A 21,342-nucleotide genomic window follows, 5' to 3' on the forward strand; every position below is an offset into this window, starting at 1 on the left:
TCAGCGCAACCCAACACCTCCACGACAATTTTGGCCTGGTGCTGCGGCAGTAGCGGCACGGCCAGTATTGGCAAACGGGTCAGCGTGACTCGATAAACGCTCACGCCAAATCAAATACCAGTACTTCCGCATTCACCCCATTGGCCAACTGGAGCAAGGCTTCGTCCTTCAGCATCAGCGCATCGCCCCCGGCAAGCCTTTCACCGTTGACGGTGAGCTCGCCGCGCGCGAGGTGGACGTAGATTTTCCGGCCCGCCGCGAACGCGTGCTCAACGGTTTCCGAACCGTCGAACAAGCCCAGATACAGGCGGGCATCCTGATGGATGGTGACACTGCCATCGGCGCCATCCGGGCTGGCGGCGAGCCGTAGTCGACCGCGCTTTTCGCTTTCCGGAAATTCGGCTTCCTCGTAGCTCGGCGTCACGTTTTTCACGTTCGGCATGATCCAGATCTGCAGCAGGTGGGTATCTGCATCGTTCTGCGGATTGAATTCGCTATGCAGAATGCCGGTGCCGGCGCTCATTCTCTGTACATTGCCGGGGCGGATGGTTGAGCCATTGCCCATGCTGTCCTGATGCGCGATCGCACCGTCGAGCACGTAGGTGATGATTTCCATGTCGCGGTGCGGGTGCATCGGGAAGCCGGCACCTGCGGCGATGCGGTCGTCGTTGATGACGCGCAATGCGCCGAAATGCATGTGTGCCGGATCGTAGTATTCGGCAAAGGAAAAGCTGAAGCGACTATCGAGCCAGCCGTGGTTGGCGTGGCCGCGTTCGTTGGCAGGGCGGCGGATCAGCATGGCGGTCTCCTTGCAAAAAATTGAACTGATGGACAAATCATAAGGGTTGCCAAGCCGCTAGCCAGCGAAATATATTGATCTTCATCGTCAAAAAAATTGCAGGCTACCTTGATGCTGCGCCTCAATCTTGATTCACTGGAAGTGATCGATGCCATCGCGCGCCGCGGCAGTTTTGCGGCAGCCGCCGAAGAAGTGCATCGCGTGCCTTCGGCTGTGACCTATCTGGTGCGCAAGCTTGAGGATGACCTTGGTGTGCAGCTCTTCGATCGCAGCGGACACCGCGCCAGGCTGACCCCGGCCGGTGCCGCGCTGCTGGAAGACGGCCGCCGGCTGCTGCGGGCGGCCGGTGAACTGGAATGCCGGGTGAAGCGGGTCGCGACCGGCTGGGAAACCGAGCTGCTGATTGCCGTGGATGTCATCCTGCCACTGGAACCCCTGTATCCCCTGATTGCCGAATTCGATGCACTGGGGAGTGGTACGCGGCTGCGACTCAGTCGCGAATCGCTGGGTGGCAGCTGGGATGCGCTGCACGAGCGGCGCGCCGATCTGCTGATCGGTGCCACACAGGACGGTGCCGCCAGCGGCGGCTACATCAGCCGGCCACTTGGTGAGATACCGATGGTGTTTGCCGTGGCACCGCGCCATCCGCTGGCGGCGCATGCCGAGCCGATCCCGGCATCCGTGGTGCAGCAGTACCGGGCGGTCGTGGTCAGCGACAGTTCGCGCAGCCTGTTGCCACGTACGGTCGGTTTGCTTGATGGGCAGGAAAAGCTGAATGTGCCCGACATGCCGGCCAAACTCGCCGCGCAGATTGCCGGGCTGGGCTGCGGCAATTTGCCGTTGCCGCTGGCACGGGCGGCGCTGCAATCCGGCCAGCTGGTGCAAAAGCAGCTTGAATCCCCGCTGGGCCCCGCCCGCAGCTGTCTGGCCTGGCGCAATGATGGCGCCGGGCAGGCCTTGCAGTGGTGGATCCGGCGGCTGGAACAGTTCGAAGGCTACCGCTGCTGGATGGTGAGCTGATGCGAACCTGGGGATTGCTGCTGGTGACGCAGTTGAGCGCCTGCCATCCGGCAGAAACGCCGGTGCAGGAGCCCGCCGGCATCGAGTTGCGCTGGCTGCCGGGCGATCACGGTGCCGTCATCGACCTGGCGCCGCTGGGAGGCACGGCACGCATCGTGACGCTTACCCTGGGGAGAACGGATGAACGCGGGCAGTTCCATGGCTGGCGTGCCGAGGGGATTGCGGGATGCTCCGCTGCCGCTGCGGGGGCAGTCCGCGGCCTGAGGTATGGTGAAGCGGCGGCCTGCCTGCGCACCATTCAGCTGGATCCGTGGCGGCCGGATGCGGACTGGCAGCTGGACGTGCAGTACGACGTCGAGCCCGGCGTGCGCCCGGCAATGATTCGCCGCTGTCCCGATGTGGCCGCCTGTCCGCAGCTCGGGTTCTGATACTGCCGGGTATCTGCCAAAAGCACTGAATAAATCGATATCCCGTGCATATACCCCATTAGAAAGCCGGCTTGCGCCGGCTTTCTAATGAGGGTCGGTGCGGCTTATTTGCCACCCATCGCTTCGATCTGGATGGTCAGCTTCACCTCGTCGCCCACCGCCGGTACGTAGGTCTTCATGCCGAACTCGCTGCGCTTGATGGTGGCTGTGGCGTCGGCGCCGCACCATGGCTTCTTGGCCATCGGGTGGGAGTCCACGCACTTGAAGTTGTTCACGGTCAGCGTGAGCGGCTTGGTCACGCCCAGCAGGGTGAAGTCACCGGAAACAGCGACCAGCTTGTCGCCATCGAACTTCAGATTTTTGCTCTTGAAGGTCATGGCCGGGTACTTGGCGACGTTGAAGAAGTCTTCACTCTTCAGGTGGGCATCGCGCTTTTCCCAGCCGGTATCGATGCTGCCGGTGTCGATGCTGATGTCAATATTCCCGCTTTTGGCCGCCAGATCGAGCACGATGCTGCCGGTGGTCTTGTCGAAACGGCCGTGCTGGGTTGAGAAACCCAGGTGGTCCACTTCGAATTGCGGGAAGGTATGCGACTGGTCGATGGTGTAGCTCATCGGTGCGGCGGTGGCGAATGCGCTTGCGCCCAGCAGGGCTGCGATCAGCAGGGTGTGCTTCATGAGAGTGTCTCCGGGTATGAGTCTGCGCCTGTCAGTCACAACGGGCTGCGCAGTCTGCCCGCTGCCATCGAAATAATTAATCGGCCTTGCCGATGAGTACCAGCTTGTAGCGGATGGTGACGTCGTCACCGACTGTGTCCGTGTCTGCCCAGGCCCCTTCGCCGAGCTGGAAGGCCAGGCGTTTGACGGCTACGCTGCCCTTGAGTTCGAGCTGGTCGCCGCTTTGGGTCGCCGTCAACGGGCCACCAACGTCGCGGCTGATACCCTTAATGGTGAGCTTGCCTTTCACGTCGAATTTGCCGCTGCCCAGTGCCTTCACGCTGGTGGCGGTAAAGGTGGCCTTTGGAAAGGCCGCGACGTTGAACCAGGCTTTCTTCTTGGCCTCGGCATTGCCGTCAGCTCCGCCAACATCGATCGTATTGAGGTCAACCTCGAGCTGTGCCTGCGCTTTCTCCGGTTTGGCCGGGTCAAAGTTGATCTTGCCGGTGTAGCCCTTGAAATTGCCGTCGACCTTGCCGCCCATCTGACTGAACGTGAATTCAAGGCTGCTCTTTCCGGGGGCAAGTGTCTGTGCCGCGGCGGACGTACCGGCCGCACCCAGCAATAGCGTGGCCAGAACAAGTGGTTTGATCATGGTGATTCTCCAGTGTTTGTGCGCTTCACCGGACTGACCGGTGAGCTCGCTGTTTTCGGTTTTGCTCAGGATGTCTTGCGGCGCAGGAAGGGCAGCATGCGCGCCAGCGTCGTGTCTTTGTCGATGACGTGATGCTTGATGGCCGCGGCGGCGTGCAGTGCAACCAGCACCAGCAGTGTCCAGGCCATCAGTTCATGCGCTTCCTTGAGCAGGTGTCCCAGTGCCTCGTCCTTGCCGACCAGATCCGGCAGCGGGATCTTGCCGAAGAGCACCACGCTGTAACCCTTGGCCGAGCTCATCAGCCAGCCCGCCAGTGGCAGCGCGATCATCAGCAGGTAGAGCAGGTGATGCACGCCGGTGGCCAGTCCGCGTTGCCAGGCCGGCAGGCTGGTGTCAGCGGCCGGCGCGCCCCGGATGCCGCGCCATGCCAGTCGCAGCACAGCCAGTGCCAGTACGGTGATGCCGAGCCATTTGTGCCAGCTGATCAGGCCGAACTTCGCCGGTGACAGTGGCATGTCGTCAAAGATCAGCGCCAGGCTGAATACGCCGGCAATGAGCAGGGCTACGCCCCAGTGCAAGAGGATCTGCAGGCCATCGTAGTGTTCCGGGCGGGTACGGCTCATGCGCAACTCCTTGTCCAAAATTACTGAATATGGTGGGTATTTTATGAGGGAGTTTGCCAGCAAAAAATCGGAATTATTTGCCTGGATCATTCAAAAAAAATGAACGTGCGGTGATCTGCAAATGAACACCCCCGCTGTATTTTTGACCAAAGTCCCCGCTATCCCAAGAAAACGGTAAAATCCCGACTCGACTACAGACGGCATGAAGCCGCAGAAGTTGCGTCGCACATCACGCTGGCGCAGTCCAGCACGGCAGGGAGTGAGCAGTGCAAGAAATCGAAAAATTCATCGGCGGTTTCCGTCGGTTCCAGCACAAGTATTTTGGCGAGCATTCATCCGACCTGTTTGACGAGCTCAAGCGAGGCCAGCATCCGAAAACGCTGGTAATCGGCTGCTCGGATTCCCGCGTTGATCCGGCCTTGCTGACCGACTCCGATCCGGGTGACCTTTTCGTTGTACGCAATGTGGCCAATCTGGTGCCGCCGTACGAAGTGGATGGTGCCTACCACGGGGTTTCGTCCGCAATCGAATATGCCGTGTGCGAACTGCAGGTTCGACATATCGTCATCCTGGGGCACTCCGGTTGTGGCGGTATCGGCGCGCTGATGAAAGGCTACGAGCCCAAGACCGCAGCCAACTTCGTCGGCCGCTGGGTGCAGATTGCCCAGAGTGCCCGTGACCAGATCAAGGCCGAACTGGCGCACAAGAGCGAAGCGCAGCAACTGCGCGCCTGTGAAATGGCATCCATCATTGTCTCGCTGGACAATCTGATGTCCTTCCCCTTCATTGCCCAGCGCGTCGAGGCTGGCAAGCTCAGCCTGATTGGCTGGTATTTCGATATCCAGAAGGGGGCGCTCTACGACTTCAAACAGGACAGCAATGCCTTTCAGCCACTGGTGACCGCGCTGTAAATTGCGTACGGTTCGGTCAAAGAGCGGGAGCCCCGGCTCCCGTTTTGCACGCCTTGTTGAGCTGTCGCGGATCCATGCTGTCGGGAGTGGGCGTGCTGTACGTGTAAACGCATGCAGGTATGTGCCGGTGGATCTGATACGTCAAAGCCTGCAGGGCGATACCCGTATTACATTGCGGGCAAGCCAAACAGTTTGCGCAGCTGCACGGCTACACCATGTTCGGCATTGCTGCCAATGACGGGCATTTCCGGGTGAGCGGCTTTCAGTTTGGGGCTGGCATTGGCCATGATGTAGCCCTGGCCGGCGACTTCCAGCAAGGTGATGTCATTCTGGCCGTCGCCAAAAGCCACGCAATGTTCGCGGTCGACGCGCAGCCGTGCTAGCACTTCGGTCAAGGCATGTCCCTTGGAGACGGTGGGGGCCATCACTTCCAAACAATCGGCCGCCGAGAAGGTCACGTATACCTCATCGCCAAAACGCTCCAGGATCAGCGCCTCGGTCCTGAGCAGGGTCTCATGCTCGGCAATATAGAGCACCTTGGCGACACCTTCGCCGGAGTGATTCTGCAGGTCGGCGACCTGATAGCTGAAGCCGGAATCCTGGTAGTAAACACCGATCAATTCAGGGCATTCGCGTTCGACGAGCCAGCCCTCATCGATATACAGGTTGGCAAGCGTACCGGCAGTGAATTCGGGTTGCAGCAAGGCGCGCACGATGTCTGGCTCGACATTTTCGGCGAAAATCTCCACGTCAGCGCCGTCATGTACCCGTGCGCCGTTGGATGTAATCAGATAGGCATCCACGCCGATGACTTCACGGATGCCGCGTACATCCAGAAAATGTCGCCCGGTAGCGATGATGAACTTGACGCCCTGTGAGCTCAGTTCGCGCAGCGTTTGCTTGGTCGGTTCGGACAGGCTGTGGTCGGCACCGAGCAGGGTGCCGTCCAGATCGGTGGCGATGGCGTGCAGCATGAAGGCAAACTCCGATTTGGATGGCTGGAATGGCAAATTGTACTGCCTCCAGTCTCGCCTGCCTGCGCAATTAATGCCATTGTCAGAACACCGTACCTGCAGCAGTGCTAAATACATTGCTGGGTATGTTGTTCAGACTCATTGCATATATGGGATGTGGGTTGATACATCATGATTAGTGGCTGAGCCGGAAGGCTCGCATCCCGTGCTCAAGCTGGTCGGCCAGTTGCAGCAGGCCGCCCATTTCACTGCGCATGGCCTCACTGTCGCTGGCCGTGATGTGGATGCCGTCAGCCATGCTGCTGACCTGTTCGGCAATACCGGTTGCGGCGGCGGTCTGTTCATCGACGGTGCTGGCGATGGCGGCCATGCGTTCGCTGACGACGCTGATCATGCTGTGAATGCTGCCGATCGCCCGACTGACCGTTTCACCATCGCGATTGCAGGTGGCCAGCAGCTCGCCGACCGTGCTGATGCGAGTGGTGGTGTCGCGGGTAATCGAATGGGTTTCGGCCAGAATCCGCTGAATGTTCTGGGCCGATTCGGCCGTGGTCTGCGAGAGCTTGCGGACTTCATCGGCCACGACTGCAAAGCCACGCCCGGCTTCACCGGCACGGGCAGCCTCGATGGCGGCATTCAGAGCCAGCAGATTGGTCTGGTCAGTGATGTCCTTGATGCTGTCGCTGACCGCGACAATTCGCTGGAAGGCTGCACCGAGTTGCTGCATGCTGGCTTCGACATGCCGGAATTCCTGCGACAGGACGCCAAGGTTACCTGTTGTAGCCTGTCCGGCAGAAAGGGCCGCTCCAGCGGCGTGATTGGCCTCGTTCGAGGCCTGGGAGGTCTGTTCAGCCTGGGTGCCGACATGGGCGATCGCTTCACGCAATGTGCCGCAGGCGGCGCGAATATCGTCGATCTGGATCTGCTGGCGGTGGGCGTATTCGGAGACTTCCCCCGCCAGTCGATTGACACTGCCGGCATCGTCGCGCATGGCTCGGCTGGCCTCGCTGGTGCTGGCGAGAATACTCTCGAGTCGTCCGATGAAGGTGTTGATGGCCTCGCCCAGCGCGCCCAGTTCATCCGCCGGTGTCGGCATGCGGCGGGTCAGATTGCCTTCGCGCAGCCCTTCGACGACAGCGGCCATCTCGCCAAGCTGGCGTCGCAGGCGGCGGGCAAAGCCCAGCTGGGACAGGATGATCAGGACTGCGGCGCCACTGAGCGGGATCAGCACGCCGAGCATGACGTGCGTGATGCGGCGGTCAATTTCCTGATCCAGGCTCTGTGCACGGCGGGTTTCACTGCTGATGATCTGGTCGAATTCAGCCAGCAAGGGGCGCAATTCGCTGCCGTAAATCTGCTCGGGAATCGCCAGTGCATCCTGCGGGCTGGTTTCGGCGATGCTGACCGCAGAGTGGAACTGCTTGAGATAGTTGCTCCAGCGGCCAGTCAGCAATTGCTGCATAGGGGCAAATTGTGCCGCGGGCAGCAATTGCTGCAGCTGTTGTGCATTGCTGCTGACCAGTTGGGCGGTCCGATCGAGTCGCTGAGCCGTTTCAGCCAGAATCGGATCCGCACGGGATACGTCCAGCATCTCGGCCTTCATCGCCAGCAGCAGTCGGGCGCTTTGCTGGCTGGCCCGATAGTCGGAAAAATCGTGTTCGAGCTGATAGAGCTTCCAGCCACCCAGGAGCAGGGCAGTACCGAGGGCGAGAATGCTGGTGATGGTGACGAGCTGTAATTGGCGGGCAATGCGCATTGGCGGGTATTTCAGAAAATGCTGATGACTTGGCAGCATACCCACCGCGGATGACGGATTTGTTGCAACTCCGGCCTTTCAGCCAAGAAAAAGACGGCCTTTCGGGCCGTCTTTTTTGGGGGGGAGGGGGCTGCCTAGCCGAACTTGCCGGTGATGTAGTCTTCAGTCGCTTTCTGGCGCGGTGTTGTGAAGATGGTGTCGGTTTCGCCCACTTCGATCAGCTCGCCCAGATACATATAAGCCGTGAAATCCGATACACGCGCGGCCTGCTGCATGTTGTGGGTCACGATGGCGATGGTGTAGTCCTGCTTGAGTTCATGCACCAGCTCCTCGACATGCGCGGTCGAGATCGGGTCGAGCGCGGAGGTCGGTTCGTCCAGCAGCAGGACTTCGGGCTTTACGGCAACGGCGCGCGCGATGCACAGGCGTTGCTGCTGGCCACCGGAGAGGCCCAGGCCAGACTGGCGCAGCTTGTCTTTCACTTCGTTCCACAGTGCCGCCTTTTTAAGAGCCCATTCGACACGATCATCCATCTCGGATTTGCTCAGGCTTTCGTACAGCTTCACACCGAATGCAATGTTGTCGTAGATCGACATCGGAAACGGGGTCGGCTTCTGGAATACCATGCCCACCTTGGCGCGCAGCATGTTCAGGTCGACGCTGCCTGCCAGGATGTTCTGGCCATTGAGCAGAATTTCACCTTCGGCACGCAGTTTCGGGTACAGGTCGTACATGCGGTTGAACGTGCGCAGCAGGGTCGATTTGCCGCAACCGGACGGGCCGATGAAGGCAGTAACATGGCCTTCCGGGATCTCAAGATTGATGTTTTTCAGGGCGTGGAAATTGCCGTAGTAAAAGTTCAGATTCTTGACGGCAAGTTTGGGCTTCAGTTCGGTGGTCATTGCAGTGTCTCGGATAGCAGTATTCGGTTAGTTCGAGCCTTGCTGGCGGGTCAGGATACGCGCCAGGACATTCAGGCCGAGTACGATCAGGCCGATCAGCAGGGAGCCGGCCCAGGCCAGTGCATGCCAGTCCTCGAAGGGGCTCATTGCATACTGGAAAATCACCATCGGCAGGTTGGCCATCGGCTGGTTGAGGTTCGAGTAGAACTGGTTGTTCAGCGCAGTAAACAGGAGTGGTGCCGTTTCGCCCAGAATCCGCGCCACAGCGAGCAGTACGCCGGTAATCACGCCCGCTTTGGCGGCACGCAGCGTGATGAACAGGGTCATTTTCCATTGCGGGCAGCCCAGTGCGTAGGCGGCCTCACGCATGGCAGTGGGGATCAGCTTTAGCATGTTCTCGGTCGTGCGCAGCACGACCGGAATCACCAGCAGCGCCAGTGCCGCGATGCCGGCCCAGCCGGAAAAGTGCCCCATATGAACGACCACTGCTCCATAGACGAACAGGCCGATCACGATCGACGGCGCTGACAGCAGGATGTCGTTGATGAATCGAGTGGCCGGAGCAACCCAGCCCTTGCTGCCGAATTCAGCCAGATACACGCCGGCCAGAATGCCGATGGGTGTGCCAATCAGTGTGCCGCCCAGAGCCATGGTCAGGCTGCCGATGATGGCGTTGGACAGGCCGCCCTGGCTACCAGGGGCCGGGGTGGTCTTGGTGAACAGGTCCAGGGAGATGGCCGGTGCACCTTCATGCAGCAGGGTGTACAGAATCCAGCATAGCCAGAACAAGCCGAACCCCATGGCAAGGAGCGAGAGTGTCAGGCTGGCCTTGTTGATGATGCGGCGGCGGGTATAAAGCGAAATCATGTGGGAAATCCTATGCCGATCAGGAGTGGGCGCCTTCATTGCGCTGCAGGCGCAGCAGCATGATCTTGGAGGCGACGAGCACGAAGAAAGTGATGACAAACAGCAGCAGACCCAGATAGATCAGCGACGCGATGTGCATCGGATTGGCTGCTTCGGCAAACTCGTTCGCCAGGGTGGCGGCAATCGAGGTGGTCGGATCGAACAGGCTGCCCGGGATACGGTGGGCATTGCCGATGACGAAGGTGACCGCCATGGTTTCGCCCAGTGCGCGACCGAGGCCAAGCATGACGCCGCCAATGATCCCGTTCTTGGTGTAGGGCAGTACCACGTTCCATACCACTTCCCAGGTGGTGGCACCCAGTCCGTAGGCCGATTCTTTCAGCATGGCCGGGGTGACCTCGAACACGTCACGCATCACGGAAGAAATGTAGGGAATGATCATGACCGACAGAATCAGGCTGGCGGTGAAGAGGCCGATGCCCATCGGGGGAGCATTGAAAATCCAGCCGATATAGGGCAGCTCGACAACTTGGCTCCCCATCAGGCTGGAAGGAACGGGCAGCGTGAAGAGCCATGCGATGGCGTAGCCGATCTTGGACAGTACCAGCGCTAGCGGGGCCCACAGGGCTTCACTGCCGAGAATATTGCTCGCGACGGTTTCCGGAATTTGCTCGATGGGCATCATGAACAGGAACTGGATGTTATCGGCAAACCAAGGGGCAAATACGAACAAGCCCCACATCCCGTAGATGATGGAGGGAACGCCGGCCAGCAATTCGATGGCAATGCCGAAGGGGCGGCGCAGCCAGGTCGGGGCCAGTTCGGTCAGAAAAACCGCGATGCCGAAGCTGACCGGCACCGCAATGATTAGCGCAATGAACGACGTAAGCAGCGTGCCGAAAATGGAATCCCAGCCGCCATAGGAGCTGGTTACGGGGTTCCATTCAACGGTAGTGATGAATGGCAGGCCGTAGGTCGTAATGGCAGGCCATGCGCCATAGATCAGCGAGCCGATGATCCCGGCCAGCAAGGCTAAAACCAGCACGGCAAACATGCGGGTCGAGCCGCGAAACAATGCATCCTGCTGTTTCTGCTTTTTCAGGCGTAGTTCTTGCGCAGTCATGGAAAATACTCAGGGTGAAAAAAGTTCAGCAACAGAAGCTTCGCTTCTGTTGCTGTTGCCGCCAGAGGCGGGCAGGATTGTAAAGTTTCCCGCCCGGCTTGGCGAATTACTTCCAGATCGGCGAATTGTTGGTGCCGGTGATCTGCTTCCAGCTGCTGCGGATTTCGTTCTTCACGTTATCCGGCATCGGAACGTAATCCATATCCAGGGCCGTCTTGTCGCCGTTCTTGTAGGCCCAGTCGAAGAACTTCAATACTTCGCTGCCCTGTTCCGGCTTGTCCTGTTTGGCCTGCATCAAGATGAAGGTGGCCCCCGTGATCGGCCAGGCATCCTTGCCGGCTTGGTCGGTCAGAACCACACCGTAGCCAGGAGTTCCCTTCCAGTCAGCCGAAGCAGCGGCCGCCTTGAAGCTGGTGTCGTCCGGGAGTACAAAACTGCCAGCCTTGTTCTGCAGCTGGGTGAAGTCCATCTTGTTCTGCTTGGCGTACGCGTATTCCACGTAACCGATGGAGCCCTTAATGCGGCCAACGTACTGCGATACGCCTTCGTTGCCCTTGCCGCCTACGCCAGTCGGCCATTGTACGGAAGCTTCGTTGCCAACCTTGTCCTTCCATTCGGTCGATACTTTCGACAGATAGTTGGTGAAAATCCAGGTAGTGCCGGAGCCATCTGCACGGTAGACAACGGTAATCGCCTGATCCGGCAGCTTGATGCTCGGGTTCAGGGCGGCGATAGCCGGGTCATTCCACTTCTTGATCTTGCCGAGGTAGATGTCAGCCAGTACCGCCGGGTTCAGCTTCAGTTCACCGCCCTTGACCACATCCAGATTTACAACCGGTACCACGCCGCCCATGACGGTCGGGAATTGCACCAGACCGGACTTGTCCAGTTCGTCCTTCTTCAGCGGCTTGTCGGAGGCGCCGAAATCAACGGTCTTGGCCTGGATCTGCTTGATGCCGCCGCCGGAGCCGATGGATTGGTAGTTCAGACCAACCTTGGAGGCTGCCTTGTACTGTTCCGCCCACTTCGCATACAGAGGGAACGGGAAGGTGGCGCCTGCGCCGGTGATGTCGGCTGCGAATACGTTGGTGAACAGGCCGGCAGACAGACCGACAGTAACAAGCAGTTTGTGACCCAGGGTCATGGTTTTCTCCGTTTGCAGATTGAATGCACCTGGTGCGGTGCGGTTTTTCGATCGGAGGCCATCATAGCGGGCGAGTATTTCCGAAATATTACAACTCCGTCGCAATGCTGCACCAGGTCGGCTTGCCGGTTTGACCCTGCTGGAGGTGGTTGCTAGTATCCGCCTTTACCCTTGAAGAGCCATAGAGTGTGGGCATGCCAAGACAGCTGGTGATTGCGAACTGGAAACTGCACGGCAGTATTGGGCAGGTGAAATCGGTGCTGGGCGAGGTGGCCAAGGCGGATCTGGGTGCGAATGTGGGGGTATGCGTTCCTTTCCCTTATCTGATGCTGGCCAAGCAGATATTACACCCCACCCGTATCCAGTGCGGTGCACAGAATGTCAGTCAGTATCATATCGGCGCCTACACAGGCGAGGTGTCTGCCGGCATGCTGGCCGATGTGGGCTGTGAGCTGGTCATTATTGGCCATTCCGAGCGGCGCAGGCTGTTTGGCGAAACGACGGAAAGTGCAGGCATCAAAATGCGTGCAGCACTGGATGCCGGGTTGATGGGGATCTATTGCGTTGGCGAATCTGCCGATGAGCGTCGGGAGGGGCGCGCTGAGCAGGTGGTGATCGAGCAGTTGCAGGTGCTCAAGGGCTTGCCGTTGGGCTTGTTTGCGGTGGCCTACGAGCCGTCCTGGGCAGTGGGTAGTGGCATGGTGGCGTCGGAAGAGCAGATCGCGCCAATACATGCTCTGATCAAGAATGAGCTGGATCCTCGCGTTCGTGTGCTTTATGGCGGTAGCGTCAAGGCCAACAATGCCGCGTCAATTTTGGCGGTCGAGCATGTGGATGGTGTACTGGTTGGAGGTGCGGCGCTCTCCAGTTTTGAATTTATCGAGATATGCAAAGCAGCGCGCTGATGCTAAAATGTTGGCCGCTGTTTGGATGGGATAACCATGGAACTTTCACCGCTTACCGTATTTGCTCTCGTCATCAATGTGCTGGCTGCTGCGTCCGTGATCGTGCTTGTGCTGCTGCAGCACGGCAAGGGTGCCGACATGGGGGCTGCGTTTGGTAGCGGCTCTGCAGGCAGCCTTTTTGGCTCCGCTGGTTCGGCCAACTTCCTGAGCCGCATGACCGCTGTTTCTGCAACCGTTTTCTTTGCCAGTGCCCTCGCGCTGGTGATGCTGACCTCGCCCGCGAAAAGCGAGCTGGGTGTCATGAAAGATCTGAAGCAAGGCTCGATTACGGTACCGGCTGCGCCGGCCAGCGCCCCAAAGGGCGAAATTTCGAACTGATCGTGTTGACAGTTGCTTAACTGTCAGCTTGTGCCGACATGGTGAAATTGGTAGACACGCTATCTTGAGGGGGTAGTGGCCTTAGGCTGTGTGAGTTCGAGTCTCACTGTCGGCACCACCGGTTTTGATCCGCATTTGTCGCGGGTTCAATAGCACACAAAGCGGCAATGCCGCTTTGTGTGCTATTGAAAATGGGAAAAATAAAAAAATAATAATAAACAAAAGCTTACAGAATTCTGTTTTGACTTTTTGATAACGCACTGAACTGGGGAATCGCATGTTGGAAAGCTATTTCCCCGTACTTCTGTTCCTTGTGGTTGGTGTGCTGGTGGGTGTTGCCCCGCTGGTGCTCGGCTGGGGGGTGGGGAAAGTACTGGGAACCGTTCGTCCTGATCCTGAAAAACTCTCGCCATATGAGTGTGGCTTCGAGCCTTCCGGGGATTCCCGGATGCAGTTCGATGTTCGCTACTATCTGGTGGCCATCCTGTTCATCCTGTTCGACCTGGAAGTTGCCTTCCTGGTTCCCTGGGCTGTTGTGCTCAAGGAAATTGGTCTTTTCGGCTTCATCTCCATGATGATTTTCCTCGCCATTCTGGTTGTGGGTTTTGTCTATGAGTGGATGAAGGGCGCGCTGGAGTGGGAGTAAGGAATGGAAGCGCAATCCCTTGAAAAAGGTTTCATCACCACCTCGATCGATACGGTGGTGAACTGGACCCGTACCGGTTCGCTTTGGCCGATGACCTTTGGTCTGGCCTGTTGTGCGGTGGAAATGATGCAGGCAGGTGCCGCGCGTTATGACCTCGACCGCTTTGGTGTGGTCTTTCGTCCGAGTCCCCGTCAGTCCGATCTGATGATTGTTGCCGGTACCCTGTGCAACAAGATGGCTCCCGCCTTGCGCAAGGTCTATGACCAGATGCCCGAGCCGCGCTGGGTTATCTCGATGGGTTCCTGTGCCAACGGTGGTGGTTATTATCACTACTCCTATTCGGTAGTGCGTGGCTGTGACCGCATTGTTCCGGTGGATGTCTATGTTCCGGGCTGTCCACCGACAGCTGAAGCGCTGCTTTACGGCATCATCCAGCTACAGAACAAGATCAAGCGCACCAATACGATTGCGCGCGGTTGAGGTGAGTCATGGCAAACAAGCTTGAAACCCTGATGGATAGCCTGCGCGTCGCGCTGGGCGATGAGCGCATCGCCAGCATGAAGTGCGAGCTCAACGAAGTAACCATCGAAGTCCCGGCAGCAAAGTGGCATGAAACCGCGCTGCTGCTACGTGATACTCCCGCCCTGCATTTCGAATCCTGTATCGATTGCTGTGGCATGGACTACAGTGCCTACGGCGATGGCGCCTGGCAAGGCCTGCGCTTTGCGGCGGTTTATCACCTGACCTCGTACAAGCACAATATCCGTTTGCGCGTACGCGTGTTCTGCGCTGACGACGATTTCCCGCTGCTTGATTCCGTAGTGGATGTCTGGAATGGCATCAACTGGTTCGAGCGTGAGGCGTTCGACCTGTATGGCATTCTGTTCCAGGGGCACCCGGATCTTCGCCGTATTCTGACTGACTACGGTTTTGTCGGTCATCCCTTCCGCAAGGATTTCCCGCTGTCGGGCTACGTCGAAATGCGTTACGACGCCGAGCAAAAGCGTGTGATCTATCAACCTGTCACCATCGAGCCGCGCGAAATCACTCCGCGCATCATCCGCGAGGAGAATTACGGTGGCTGCTGAAATTCGCAACTACACCCTTAACTTTGGTCCGCAACACCCGGCAGCTCACGGCGTACTTCGTCTGGTACTGGAGCTGGATGGTGAAGTCGTCGAGCGTGCCGACCCGCACATCGGCCTGCTGCATCGCGGCACCGAAAAGCTGGCCGAGAGCAAAACCTTCATCCAGTCGCTGCCGTACATGGATCGTCTCGACTATGTGTCGATGATGGCCAACGAGCACGCATACTGCATGGCGATCGAAAAGATGTTGGGTCTGGAAGTGCCGCTGCGCGCCCAGTACATCCGTGTCATGTTCGATGAAATCACCCGTATCCTGAACCACTTGCTGTGGCTGGGCGCGCACGCGTTGGATTGCGGTGCGATGACCATGTTTCTGTACTGCTTCCGTGAACGTGAAGACCTGATGGATTGTTACGAGGCTGTATCCGGCGCCCGCCTGCATGCCGCGTATTACCGTCCGGGTGGCGTCTATCGCGATTTGCCGGATGCAATGCCGAAGTACGAGGCATCGAAGCTGCGCAATGCCGAAGCCATCAAGAAGATGAACTACAACCGCGAAGGCTCGCTGCTGGACTTCATCGAGGACTTTACCAACCGTTTCCCGACCTATGTCGATGAATACGAAACCCTGCTGACCGACAACCGTGTCTGGAAGCAGCGTACTGTCGGTATTGGTGTGGTGTCCCCGGAGCGCGCGCTGCAGCTGGGCATGACCGGTGCAATGCTGCGTGGCTCGGGTATCGCCTGGGATCTGCGCAAGAAGCAGCCTTACGAAGTCTATGACAAGCTGGATTTCGATATTCCGGTTGGCGTGAATGGTGACTGTTACGACCGTTATCTGGTTCGTATCGAGGAAATGCGCCAGTCCAACCGCATCATCAAGCAGTGCGTGGCGTGGCTGAAGGGCAACAAGGGCCCGGTGATTGTCGACAATCACAAGGTTGCTCCGCCTTCGCGCGAAGCGATGAAGTCGAATATGGAAGAGCTGATTCACCACTTCAAGCTCTTTACCGAAGGCATGCACGTGCCGGCCAGCGAGGCTTATGCTGCTGTCGAGCACCCGAAGGGCGAATTCGGCATCTATCTGGTGAGCGACGGTGCTAACAAGCCGTATCGCCTGAAGATTCGTGCGCCGGGTTATGCGCATCTGTCTTCGCTCGACGAAATGTCGCGTGGCCACATGATCTCCGACGTTGTCGCGATCATCGGTACCCAGGATATTGTATTTGGTGAGGTGGACCGCTAATGCTGTCGCAAGAATCCCTCGCGCAGATTGACCGCGAACTGGCCAAGTATCCCGCTGACCAGCGTCGTTCGGCGATCATGGGCGCACTGCGCATTGCGCAAACCGAGAAGCGCTATCTGACCAATGAACTGATTGAGTTTGTTGCCAGCTATGTGCGCATTCCGCCGGTGGCTGCTTATGAAGTGGCAACCTTCTACAACATGTATGACCGCAAGCCGGTGGGCAAGTACAAACTGACCGTCTGTACCAATCTGCCCTGTGCACTTTCCGGTGGTTATACCACGGCTGATTATCTGAAGCAGAAGCTCGGAATCGGCTTTGGTGAAACAACTGCTGATGGCAAGTTTACCCTGGCGGAAGGGGAGTGCATGGGCGCCTGTGGCTATGCACCGGTGATGCTGGTGAACAACCACAGCATGTGCAATCACATGACCCCGGACGCGATCGACAAGAAACTGGCGGAGCTCGAATAAGATGACGATTTATGCAAAAGGCGTCGTGTTCGAGGGCGTCGATTTCGACAATCCGAATCACTGGCGGCTCGAAGAGTACGTCAAGCGTGGCGGCTATGCTGCGCTGAAGAAAATCCTGAACGAGAAGATCACCCAGGATGAAGTCATTGCCGAGGTGAAAACCTCGTCGCTGCGGGGTCGTGGCGGCGCAGGCTTCCCCACTGGTCTGAAGTGGTCTTTCATGCCGCGTAATTTTCCGGGCCAGAAGTACCTCGTCTGCAATACCGACGAAGGCGAGCCGGGCACCTTCAAGGATCTGGATATCATCGTATCCAATCCGCATGCGCTGATCGAAGGGATGATCATCGGCGGTTACGCCATGGGCATCACTGTTGGCTACAACTACATCCACGGGGAAGTCTTCGAAGCCTACGAGCGCTTTGAAGAGGCTCTGGAAGAGGCCCGCAAGGCTGGCTTCCTGGGTGACAACATCCTCGGTACCGATTTCTGTTTCCAGCTGCACGCCCACCATGGTTATGGCGCGTACATCTGTGGTGAAGAAACTGCACTGCTTGAGTCGCTGGAAGGCAAGAAAGGCCAGCCGCGCTTCAAGCCGCCGTTCCCGGCCTCCTTCGGTCTGTATGGCAAGCCCACAACCATCAACAATACCGAGACGTTTGCCTCCGTACCGTACATCATCCGTGAAGGCGGGCAGAAATTCCTTGAGCTGGGTAAACCCAATAACGGTGGCACCAAGCTCTTCTCGGTCTCCGGTCACGTCAATCGTCCTGGCAACTATGAAATCCCGCTGGGCACCCCGTTCGCAGACCTGCTGGAAATGTGCGGCGGCATGCGTGGCGGCAAGAAACTGAAGGCAGTGATCCCCGGTGGTTCGTCCGCTCCGGTGCTGCCGGCCGAGATCATGATGCAGTGCACGATGGACTATGACTCGATCGCCAAGGCGGGCTCGATGCTCGGTTCCGGCGCCGTGATCGTGATGGACGAAACCGTGTGCATGGTCAGTGCGCTCGAGCGCCTTTCCTATTTCTATCACGAAGAGTCCTGTGGCCAGTGTACGCCGTGCCGTGAAGGTACGGGCTGGTTGTATCGCATCGTGCATCGGATCGCACACGGCGAAGGCCGCCCGGAAGATCTGGAGCTGCTTGCCAGCATCGGCGACAACATTGCCGGCCGCACCATCTGTGCGCTGGGTGATGCTGCCGTGTTCCCGGTGCGCGGAATGCTCAAGCACTTCCGTAGCGAATTCGAATACATGATCGAACACAAGAAGAGCCAGTTCGCTGCGCTGTCCTGAGTGTTGGATCCCAAGAATTAATACATTGAATCGAGTCGATCATGCTGGAAATCGAAATCGACGGCAAAAAACTGACAGTGCCTTCCGGTAGCACCGTGATGGACGCAGCCAATTCGATTGGCGTGCACATCCCGCACTTCTGCTATCACAAGAAGCTGTCCATTGCCGCAAACTGCCGTATGTGCCTCGTTCAGGTCGAAAAGGCTCCCAAGCCGCTGCCGGCCTGTGCCACGCCCGTTACTGACGGGATGAAGGTATTTACCCACTCCGATCAGGCCGTGACTGCCCAGAAGGGCGTCATGGAATTCCTGTTGATCAACCACCCGCTGGACTGCCCGATCTGCGATCAGGGTGGCGAATGCCAGCTGCAGGATCTGGCTGTTGGTTATGGCCAGTCCGGCTCGCGCTATCAGGAAGAGAAGCGCGTGGTGGCCAACAAGGATCTGGGGCCGCTGATCTCCACCGACATGACGCGCTGCATTCACTGCAGTCGTTGCGTGCGCTTTACCGAAGAAATCGCTGGCTACCAGGAACTGGGTATGGCCAACCGCGGTGAATTCACTGAAGTACTGCCGTTTATCGGCAAGACGGTGAATTCGGAAATCTCCGGTAATGTGATTGATCTGTGTCCGGTTGGCGCGCTGACGTCTAAGCCGTTCCGCTACAGCGCCCGTACCTGGGAGCTGTCCCGCCGCAAGAGCGTGAGCCCGCACGATGGTCTGGGCGCCAATCTGGTGGTGCAGGTCAAGAACCACAAGGTCATGCGCGTGCTGCCGCTGGAAAACGAAGCCATCAACGAATGCTGGCTGGCTGACCGCGATCGCTTCTCCTACGAAGCGCTGAACAGCGAAGAGCGCATCACCAAGCCGATGATCAAGCAGGGTGGCGTCTGGCAGGAAGCCGACTGGCAGACTGCGCTGGAATTCGTTGCCAATGGTCTCAAGGGTGTGATCGCCGAGCATGGTCGTGATAGCGTTGCTGCTGTCGCAACTGCCCACAGCACTGTGGAAGAACTGTTCCTGCTGCGCAAGCTGATGTCCGGTCTGGGTGTTGATGCCGTTGAAACCCGCCTGCGTGCTGCTGACTTCTCGCTGAAGACCGCAGGTGCGACCTGGCTGGGTCAGCCGATCGCCGAACTGGCCAGCAATGAAGCCGTACTGCTGATCGGCTCGACACTGCGCAAAGAGCAGCCGCTGCTGGCGCAACGCCTGCGTCAGGGTGTCAAGAAGGGTCTCAAGCTGGCCGCGATCAATCCGCATGCGGATGATCTGCTGACCACCAAGGCCGCCGAACTGGTCGTTCGTCCGGATCAACTGGTCGAAGGTGTACTGCAAGTACTCAAGGCTGTCGCCGAGATCAAGGGTATTGCTCTGCCGACCAATGTGGATGCTGCTTCTATTGATATACCTGCTGAGGCTCGTGCTGTTGCTGCCGTGCTGGATGGCAAGGCAAAGGCTGCAATCCTGCTGGGTAATCTGGCTCAGCAGCATCCGCGTTATGCCGAAGTGTATGCTGCTGCTGCCGCAATTGCGGAGGCGACCGGGGCCAAGCTGGGTGTGCTCGCCGAGGCGGCCAACAGTGTTGGTGCGCAACTGATCGGAACTGATGCCGGTGGCGACGTGTTTGCCAAGCCGCGTCAGGCCTACTTCATGCTGAATACCGAAGCCGAGTTTGATGTGCAGAACGGGGCCCAGGCGCTGGCGGCGGTGCAAAACGCCAAGCTGGTGGTGGCGCTGTCGAGCTTCTCGTCCTGCGCGCTGGAGCATGCCGATGTCATCCTGCCAGTTGCACCGTTCAGCGAAACGTCCGGTACCTTCGTCAATATGGAAGGCCGTGCTCAGAGCTTCAACGGCGTCGTGCGTCCGTTGGGCGACACTCGTCCGGCCTGGAAGGTATTGCGTGTATTAGGCAATCTGCTGGGCTTTGTCGGTTTTGACTACACCTCGTCCGAAGAAATCCGCGACGAAGCACTAGCTGGCGACATCGCTCCGCGCCTGTCGAACGTCCTTGCTGCTCCGGTTGCCGTCAAGGCGCAAGCTGCGAGCGGTTTGGTTCGCTTGGGTGAGGTATCGCTCTATCAGGCTGATATGCTCAGCCGCCGTGCTCCGAGCCTGCAAAAGACCGCCGATGCGGCAGTGGCTGCGCAGTTGCGTGCCAGCGCGGCAACGCTGGCCAAGCTGGGTCTGGCTGTCGGTGATCGTGCCCGCGTCACTCAGGGCAATGGCGTAGCTGAACTGGAAGTGGCTGTGGATGCGGCGTTGCTGGATGAAGTAATCCGTGTATCCGCCAACCACCCGCTGACTCGCGCGCTGGCTGCCCATGTGGGTGCCATCAGCGTGGTCAAGGCATAAGGGGAGGGGAGAGAGATGGCTACCAATGAAACTATCCAGATGATCCCGGATTTCCTCAATGGCCTGCTGGGCAATGAAATCGGATTCGTTGCCTGGACCTTGCTGAAGATCGTCTGCATTGTCGCACCGATCATGGGTGCCGTTGCCTACGCCACGCTCGCCGAGCGTAAGGTGATTGGTTACATGCAGATCCGTATCGGCCCCAACCGTGTTGGTCCGTTCGGTCTGTTGCAGCCGGTTGCCGACGGCGTGAAGCTGCTGCTGAAGGAAATCATTACCCCCTCCGCATCCAGCAAGGGCCTGTTCTTCCTGGCGCCGATCTGGGTGTTAGTGCCGGCCTTGGCCGCATGGGCTGTGGTTCCGTTCTACCCAGGCTTCGTGCTGGCGGATCTGAACGTCGGCCTGCTGTATGTGATGGCAATTACCTCGATTGGCGTTTATGGCGTGATCCTGGCTGGCTGGGCGTCGAACTCCAAGTACGCGTTCCTCGGTGCCATGCGTGCCGCTGCCCAGGTCGTGTCCTACGAACTGGCGATGGGTTTTGCGCTGGTTGGCGTGATGATGGTGTCTTCCAGCCTGAACATGACCGAGATCGTTGCCAAACAGGCAGGTGCTTACGGTCTGGCGAGCTGGAACCTGCTGCCGCTGCTGCCGTTGTTTGTCGTGTACTTCATCTCGGGTGTGGCCGAAACCAACCGTGCCCCGTTCGACGTGGTCGAGGGCGAATCGGAAATCGTTGCCGGTCACATGATTGAATACTCGGGCATGAGCTTCGCGCTGTTCTTCTTGGCCGAATACGCCAACATGTGGCTGATCGCTGCCATGGCCTCGGTCATGTTCCTGGGGGGCTGGCTGTCGCCGTTCCCGGAAACCTGGCCGATCCTCGGCGCGCCCTCCTTCCTGTGGTGGGTGGCCAAGGTTGCCTTCATGATGTTCTGTTTCCTGTGGTTCCGCGCCACCTTCCCGCGCTATCGCTATGACCAGCTGATGCGTCTGGGCTGGAAGATCTTCATCCCGGTTACCCTGGTGTGGATCATCGTCGTGGCTGCCTGGATGCAGACCCCGTTCTCCCTCTGGAACTAAGAGCGACAAGGAATAAAGAC

The 21,342-nt window shown here is 58.6% G+C and carries 23 protein-coding genes and 1 tRNA gene; 14 read left to right on the forward strand and 10 right to left on the reverse strand.

All coding sequences use genetic code 11. The annotated features are described in order from the left end of the window. Window positions 1-100 precede the first annotated feature (100 nt). Complete coding sequence (locus tag INR99_RS03820) at window positions 101-799, reverse strand: pirin family protein (protein ID WP_194114987.1); 699 nt, start codon at window positions 797-799, stop codon at window positions 101-103. Window positions 800-910: 111 nt separating this feature from the next. On the opposite strand from INR99_RS03820, the gene INR99_RS03825 reads away from it, so the two are divergent. After that, window positions 911-1,819, forward strand: a complete 909-nt coding sequence (locus INR99_RS03825) for a LysR family transcriptional regulator (RefSeq protein ID WP_194114988.1) — start codon at window positions 911-913, stop codon at window positions 1,817-1,819. Continuing rightward, the gene (locus INR99_RS03830) at window positions 1,819-2,247 is read left to right on the forward strand and encodes a hypothetical protein (protein WP_194114989.1); all 429 of its coding nucleotides are present in this window, start codon (window positions 1,819-1,821) and stop codon (window positions 2,245-2,247) included. Before INR99_RS03825 ends, INR99_RS03830 begins: the two co-directional genes overlap by 1 nt. A gap of 104 nt (window positions 2,248-2,351) precedes the next feature. Here the strand turns inward: INR99_RS03830 and INR99_RS03835 are convergent, their stop codons facing one another. The 3 genes from INR99_RS03835 to INR99_RS03845 all read right to left on the reverse strand — a co-directional run bounded on the left by INR99_RS03835 (window position 2,352) and on the right by INR99_RS03845 (window position 4,181). After that, complete coding sequence (locus INR99_RS03835; protein ID WP_194114990.1) at window positions 2,352-2,924, reverse strand: YceI family protein; 573 nt, start codon at window positions 2,922-2,924, stop codon at window positions 2,352-2,354. Between the two features lie 76 nt (window positions 2,925-3,000). Further along, window positions 3,001-3,558, reverse strand: coding sequence for a YceI family protein (locus tag INR99_RS03840; protein WP_194114991.1), 558 nt, complete (start codon window positions 3,556-3,558; stop codon window positions 3,001-3,003). Between the two features lie 65 nt (window positions 3,559-3,623). After that, on the reverse strand, window positions 3,624-4,181 hold the full coding sequence (locus INR99_RS03845; RefSeq protein ID WP_194114992.1) for a cytochrome b: 558 nt from the start codon (window positions 4,179-4,181) through the stop codon (window positions 3,624-3,626). A 266-nt stretch (window positions 4,182-4,447) separates the two neighbouring features. Between INR99_RS03845 and INR99_RS03850 the strand changes: the two genes are divergently transcribed. Beyond that, on the forward strand, window positions 4,448-5,092 hold the full coding sequence (locus INR99_RS03850; protein WP_194114993.1) for a carbonic anhydrase: 645 nt from the start codon (window positions 4,448-4,450) through the stop codon (window positions 5,090-5,092). A gap of 167 nt (window positions 5,093-5,259) precedes the next feature. On the opposite strand, the gene INR99_RS03855 is transcribed toward INR99_RS03850, so the two are convergent. From INR99_RS03855 to pstS, 6 genes are all read right to left on the reverse strand, one after another. Beyond that, window positions 5,260-6,066, reverse strand: coding sequence for a Cof-type HAD-IIB family hydrolase (locus tag INR99_RS03855; protein WP_194114994.1), 807 nt, complete (start codon window positions 6,064-6,066; stop codon window positions 5,260-5,262). Window positions 6,067-6,241: 175 nt separating this feature from the next. Continuing rightward, window positions 6,242-7,861 (reverse strand): methyl-accepting chemotaxis protein, encoded by a 1,620-nt coding sequence (locus INR99_RS03860; RefSeq protein ID WP_194114995.1) that lies wholly within the window; start codon window positions 7,859-7,861, stop codon window positions 6,242-6,244. A 95-nt stretch (window positions 7,862-7,956) separates the two neighbouring features. Continuing rightward, on the reverse strand, window positions 7,957-8,724 hold the full coding sequence (gene pstB, locus INR99_RS03865; RefSeq protein ID WP_194114996.1) for a phosphate ABC transporter ATP-binding protein PstB: 768 nt from the start codon (window positions 8,722-8,724) through the stop codon (window positions 7,957-7,959). A 27-nt stretch (window positions 8,725-8,751) separates the two neighbouring features. Continuing rightward, window positions 8,752-9,591, reverse strand: coding sequence for a phosphate ABC transporter permease PstA (gene pstA / locus INR99_RS03870; RefSeq protein ID WP_194114997.1), 840 nt, complete (start codon window positions 9,589-9,591; stop codon window positions 8,752-8,754). A 19-nt stretch (window positions 9,592-9,610) separates the two neighbouring features. Continuing rightward, window positions 9,611-10,714: an ABC transporter permease subunit gene (locus INR99_RS03875; protein ID WP_194114998.1), complete on the reverse strand. Its 1,104-nt coding sequence runs from the start codon at window positions 10,712-10,714 to the stop codon at window positions 9,611-9,613. Between the two features lie 106 nt (window positions 10,715-10,820). Next, window positions 10,821-11,858, reverse strand: a complete 1,038-nt coding sequence (gene pstS, locus INR99_RS03880) for a phosphate ABC transporter substrate-binding protein PstS (protein ID WP_194114999.1) — start codon at window positions 11,856-11,858, stop codon at window positions 10,821-10,823. Window positions 11,859-12,052: 194 nt separating this feature from the next. Here pstS and tpiA point away from each other — a divergent pair, with 194 nt between their 5' ends. The 11 genes from tpiA to nuoH all read left to right on the forward strand — a co-directional run bounded on the left by tpiA (window position 12,053) and on the right by nuoH (window position 21,322). Continuing rightward, complete coding sequence (gene tpiA, locus INR99_RS03885) at window positions 12,053-12,763, forward strand: triose-phosphate isomerase (RefSeq protein WP_194115000.1); 711 nt, start codon at window positions 12,053-12,055, stop codon at window positions 12,761-12,763. A 36-nt stretch (window positions 12,764-12,799) separates the two neighbouring features. Further along, entirely contained in the window at window positions 12,800-13,141 is a 342-nt protein-coding gene (gene secG, locus INR99_RS03890) for a preprotein translocase subunit SecG (protein ID WP_194115001.1), read from the forward strand. Between the two features lie 32 nt (window positions 13,142-13,173). Further along, window positions 13,174-13,259: transfer RNA gene (locus INR99_RS03895), tRNA-Leu, on the forward strand. A gap of 159 nt (window positions 13,260-13,418) precedes the next feature. Further along, complete coding sequence (gene ndhC, locus INR99_RS03900) at window positions 13,419-13,787, forward strand: NADH-quinone oxidoreductase subunit A (protein WP_194115002.1); 369 nt, start codon at window positions 13,419-13,421, stop codon at window positions 13,785-13,787. Between the two features lie 3 nt (window positions 13,788-13,790). Continuing rightward, entirely contained in the window at window positions 13,791-14,267 is a 477-nt protein-coding gene (locus INR99_RS03905) for a NuoB/complex I 20 kDa subunit family protein (protein ID WP_194115003.1), read from the forward strand. Between the two features lie 8 nt (window positions 14,268-14,275). Beyond that, the gene (locus INR99_RS03910) at window positions 14,276-14,875 is read left to right on the forward strand and encodes an NADH-quinone oxidoreductase subunit C (RefSeq protein WP_194115004.1); all 600 of its coding nucleotides are present in this window, start codon (window positions 14,276-14,278) and stop codon (window positions 14,873-14,875) included. Further along, complete coding sequence (locus INR99_RS03915; protein ID WP_194115005.1) at window positions 14,865-16,121, forward strand: NADH-quinone oxidoreductase subunit D; 1,257 nt, start codon at window positions 14,865-14,867, stop codon at window positions 16,119-16,121. Before INR99_RS03910 ends, INR99_RS03915 begins: the two co-directional genes overlap by 11 nt. Further along, window positions 16,121-16,594, forward strand: a complete 474-nt coding sequence (nuoE, locus tag INR99_RS03920) for an NADH-quinone oxidoreductase subunit NuoE (RefSeq protein ID WP_194115006.1) — start codon at window positions 16,121-16,123, stop codon at window positions 16,592-16,594. The genes INR99_RS03915 and nuoE overlap by 1 nt, the downstream gene beginning before the upstream one ends. 1 nt (window position 16,595) lies before the next feature. Beyond that, window positions 16,596-17,888: an NADH-quinone oxidoreductase subunit NuoF gene (gene nuoF / locus INR99_RS03925; protein WP_194115007.1), complete on the forward strand. Its 1,293-nt coding sequence runs from the start codon at window positions 16,596-16,598 to the stop codon at window positions 17,886-17,888. Window positions 17,889-17,929: 41 nt separating this feature from the next. Further along, window positions 17,930-20,239, forward strand: a complete 2,310-nt coding sequence (nuoG, locus tag INR99_RS03930; protein ID WP_194115008.1) for an NADH-quinone oxidoreductase subunit NuoG — start codon at window positions 17,930-17,932, stop codon at window positions 20,237-20,239. Window positions 20,240-20,254: 15 nt separating this feature from the next. Then, on the forward strand, window positions 20,255-21,322 hold the full coding sequence (nuoH, locus tag INR99_RS03935; protein ID WP_444542133.1) for an NADH-quinone oxidoreductase subunit NuoH: 1,068 nt from the start codon (window positions 20,255-20,257) through the stop codon (window positions 21,320-21,322). Window positions 21,323-21,342 lie beyond the last annotated feature (20 nt).

This window comes from Chitinilyticum piscinae (genome assembly GCF_015223195.1).
Lineage (GTDB): Bacteria > Pseudomonadota > Gammaproteobacteria > Burkholderiales > Chitinibacteraceae > Chitinilyticum > Chitinilyticum piscinae.

Bases quoted from the DNA above. Each gene is read 5' to 3' on its own strand.
- INR99_RS03820 (WP_194114987.1), bottom strand. From the start codon at position 799: ATGCTGATCCGCCGCCCTGCCAACGAACGCGGCCACGCCAACCACGGC.
- INR99_RS03825 (WP_194114988.1), top strand. From the start codon at position 911: ATGCTGCGCCTCAATCTTGATTCACTGGAAGTGATCGATGCCATCGCG.
- INR99_RS03830 (WP_194114989.1), top strand. From the start codon at position 1,819: ATGCGAACCTGGGGATTGCTGCTGGTGACGCAGTTGAGCGCCTGCCAT.
- INR99_RS03835 (WP_194114990.1), bottom strand. From the start codon at position 2,924: ATGAAGCACACCCTGCTGATCGCAGCCCTGCTGGGCGCAAGCGCATTC.
- INR99_RS03840 (WP_194114991.1), bottom strand. From the start codon at position 3,558: ATGATCAAACCACTTGTTCTGGCCACGCTATTGCTGGGTGCGGCCGGT.
- INR99_RS03845 (WP_194114992.1), bottom strand. From the start codon at position 4,181: ATGAGCCGTACCCGCCCGGAACACTACGATGGCCTGCAGATCCTCTTG.
- INR99_RS03855 (WP_194114994.1), bottom strand. From the start codon at position 6,066: ATGCTGCACGCCATCGCCACCGATCTGGACGGCACCCTGCTCGGTGCC.
- INR99_RS03860 (WP_194114995.1), bottom strand. From the start codon at position 7,861: ATGCTGCCAAGTCATCAGCATTTTCTGAAATACCCGCCAATGCGCATT.
- pstB (WP_194114996.1), bottom strand. From the start codon at position 8,724: ATGACCACCGAACTGAAGCCCAAACTTGCCGTCAAGAATCTGAACTTT.
- pstA (WP_194114997.1), bottom strand. From the start codon at position 9,591: ATGATTTCGCTTTATACCCGCCGCCGCATCATCAACAAGGCCAGCCTG.
- INR99_RS03875 (WP_194114998.1), bottom strand. From the start codon at position 10,714: ATGACTGCGCAAGAACTACGCCTGAAAAAGCAGAAACAGCAGGATGCA.
- pstS (WP_194114999.1), bottom strand. From the start codon at position 11,858: ATGACCCTGGGTCACAAACTGCTTGTTACTGTCGGTCTGTCTGCCGGC.
- tpiA (WP_194115000.1), top strand. From the start codon at position 12,053: ATGCCAAGACAGCTGGTGATTGCGAACTGGAAACTGCACGGCAGTATT.
- secG (WP_194115001.1), top strand. From the start codon at position 12,800: ATGGAACTTTCACCGCTTACCGTATTTGCTCTCGTCATCAATGTGCTG.
- ndhC (WP_194115002.1), top strand. From the start codon at position 13,419: ATGTTGGAAAGCTATTTCCCCGTACTTCTGTTCCTTGTGGTTGGTGTG.
- INR99_RS03905 (WP_194115003.1), top strand. From the start codon at position 13,791: ATGGAAGCGCAATCCCTTGAAAAAGGTTTCATCACCACCTCGATCGAT.
- INR99_RS03910 (WP_194115004.1), top strand. From the start codon at position 14,276: ATGGCAAACAAGCTTGAAACCCTGATGGATAGCCTGCGCGTCGCGCTG.
- nuoE (WP_194115006.1), top strand. From the start codon at position 16,121: ATGCTGTCGCAAGAATCCCTCGCGCAGATTGACCGCGAACTGGCCAAG.
- nuoF (WP_194115007.1), top strand. From the start codon at position 16,596: ATGACGATTTATGCAAAAGGCGTCGTGTTCGAGGGCGTCGATTTCGAC.
- nuoG (WP_194115008.1), top strand. From the start codon at position 17,930: ATGCTGGAAATCGAAATCGACGGCAAAAAACTGACAGTGCCTTCCGGT.
- nuoH (WP_444542133.1), top strand. From the start codon at position 20,255: ATGGCTACCAATGAAACTATCCAGATGATCCCGGATTTCCTCAATGGC.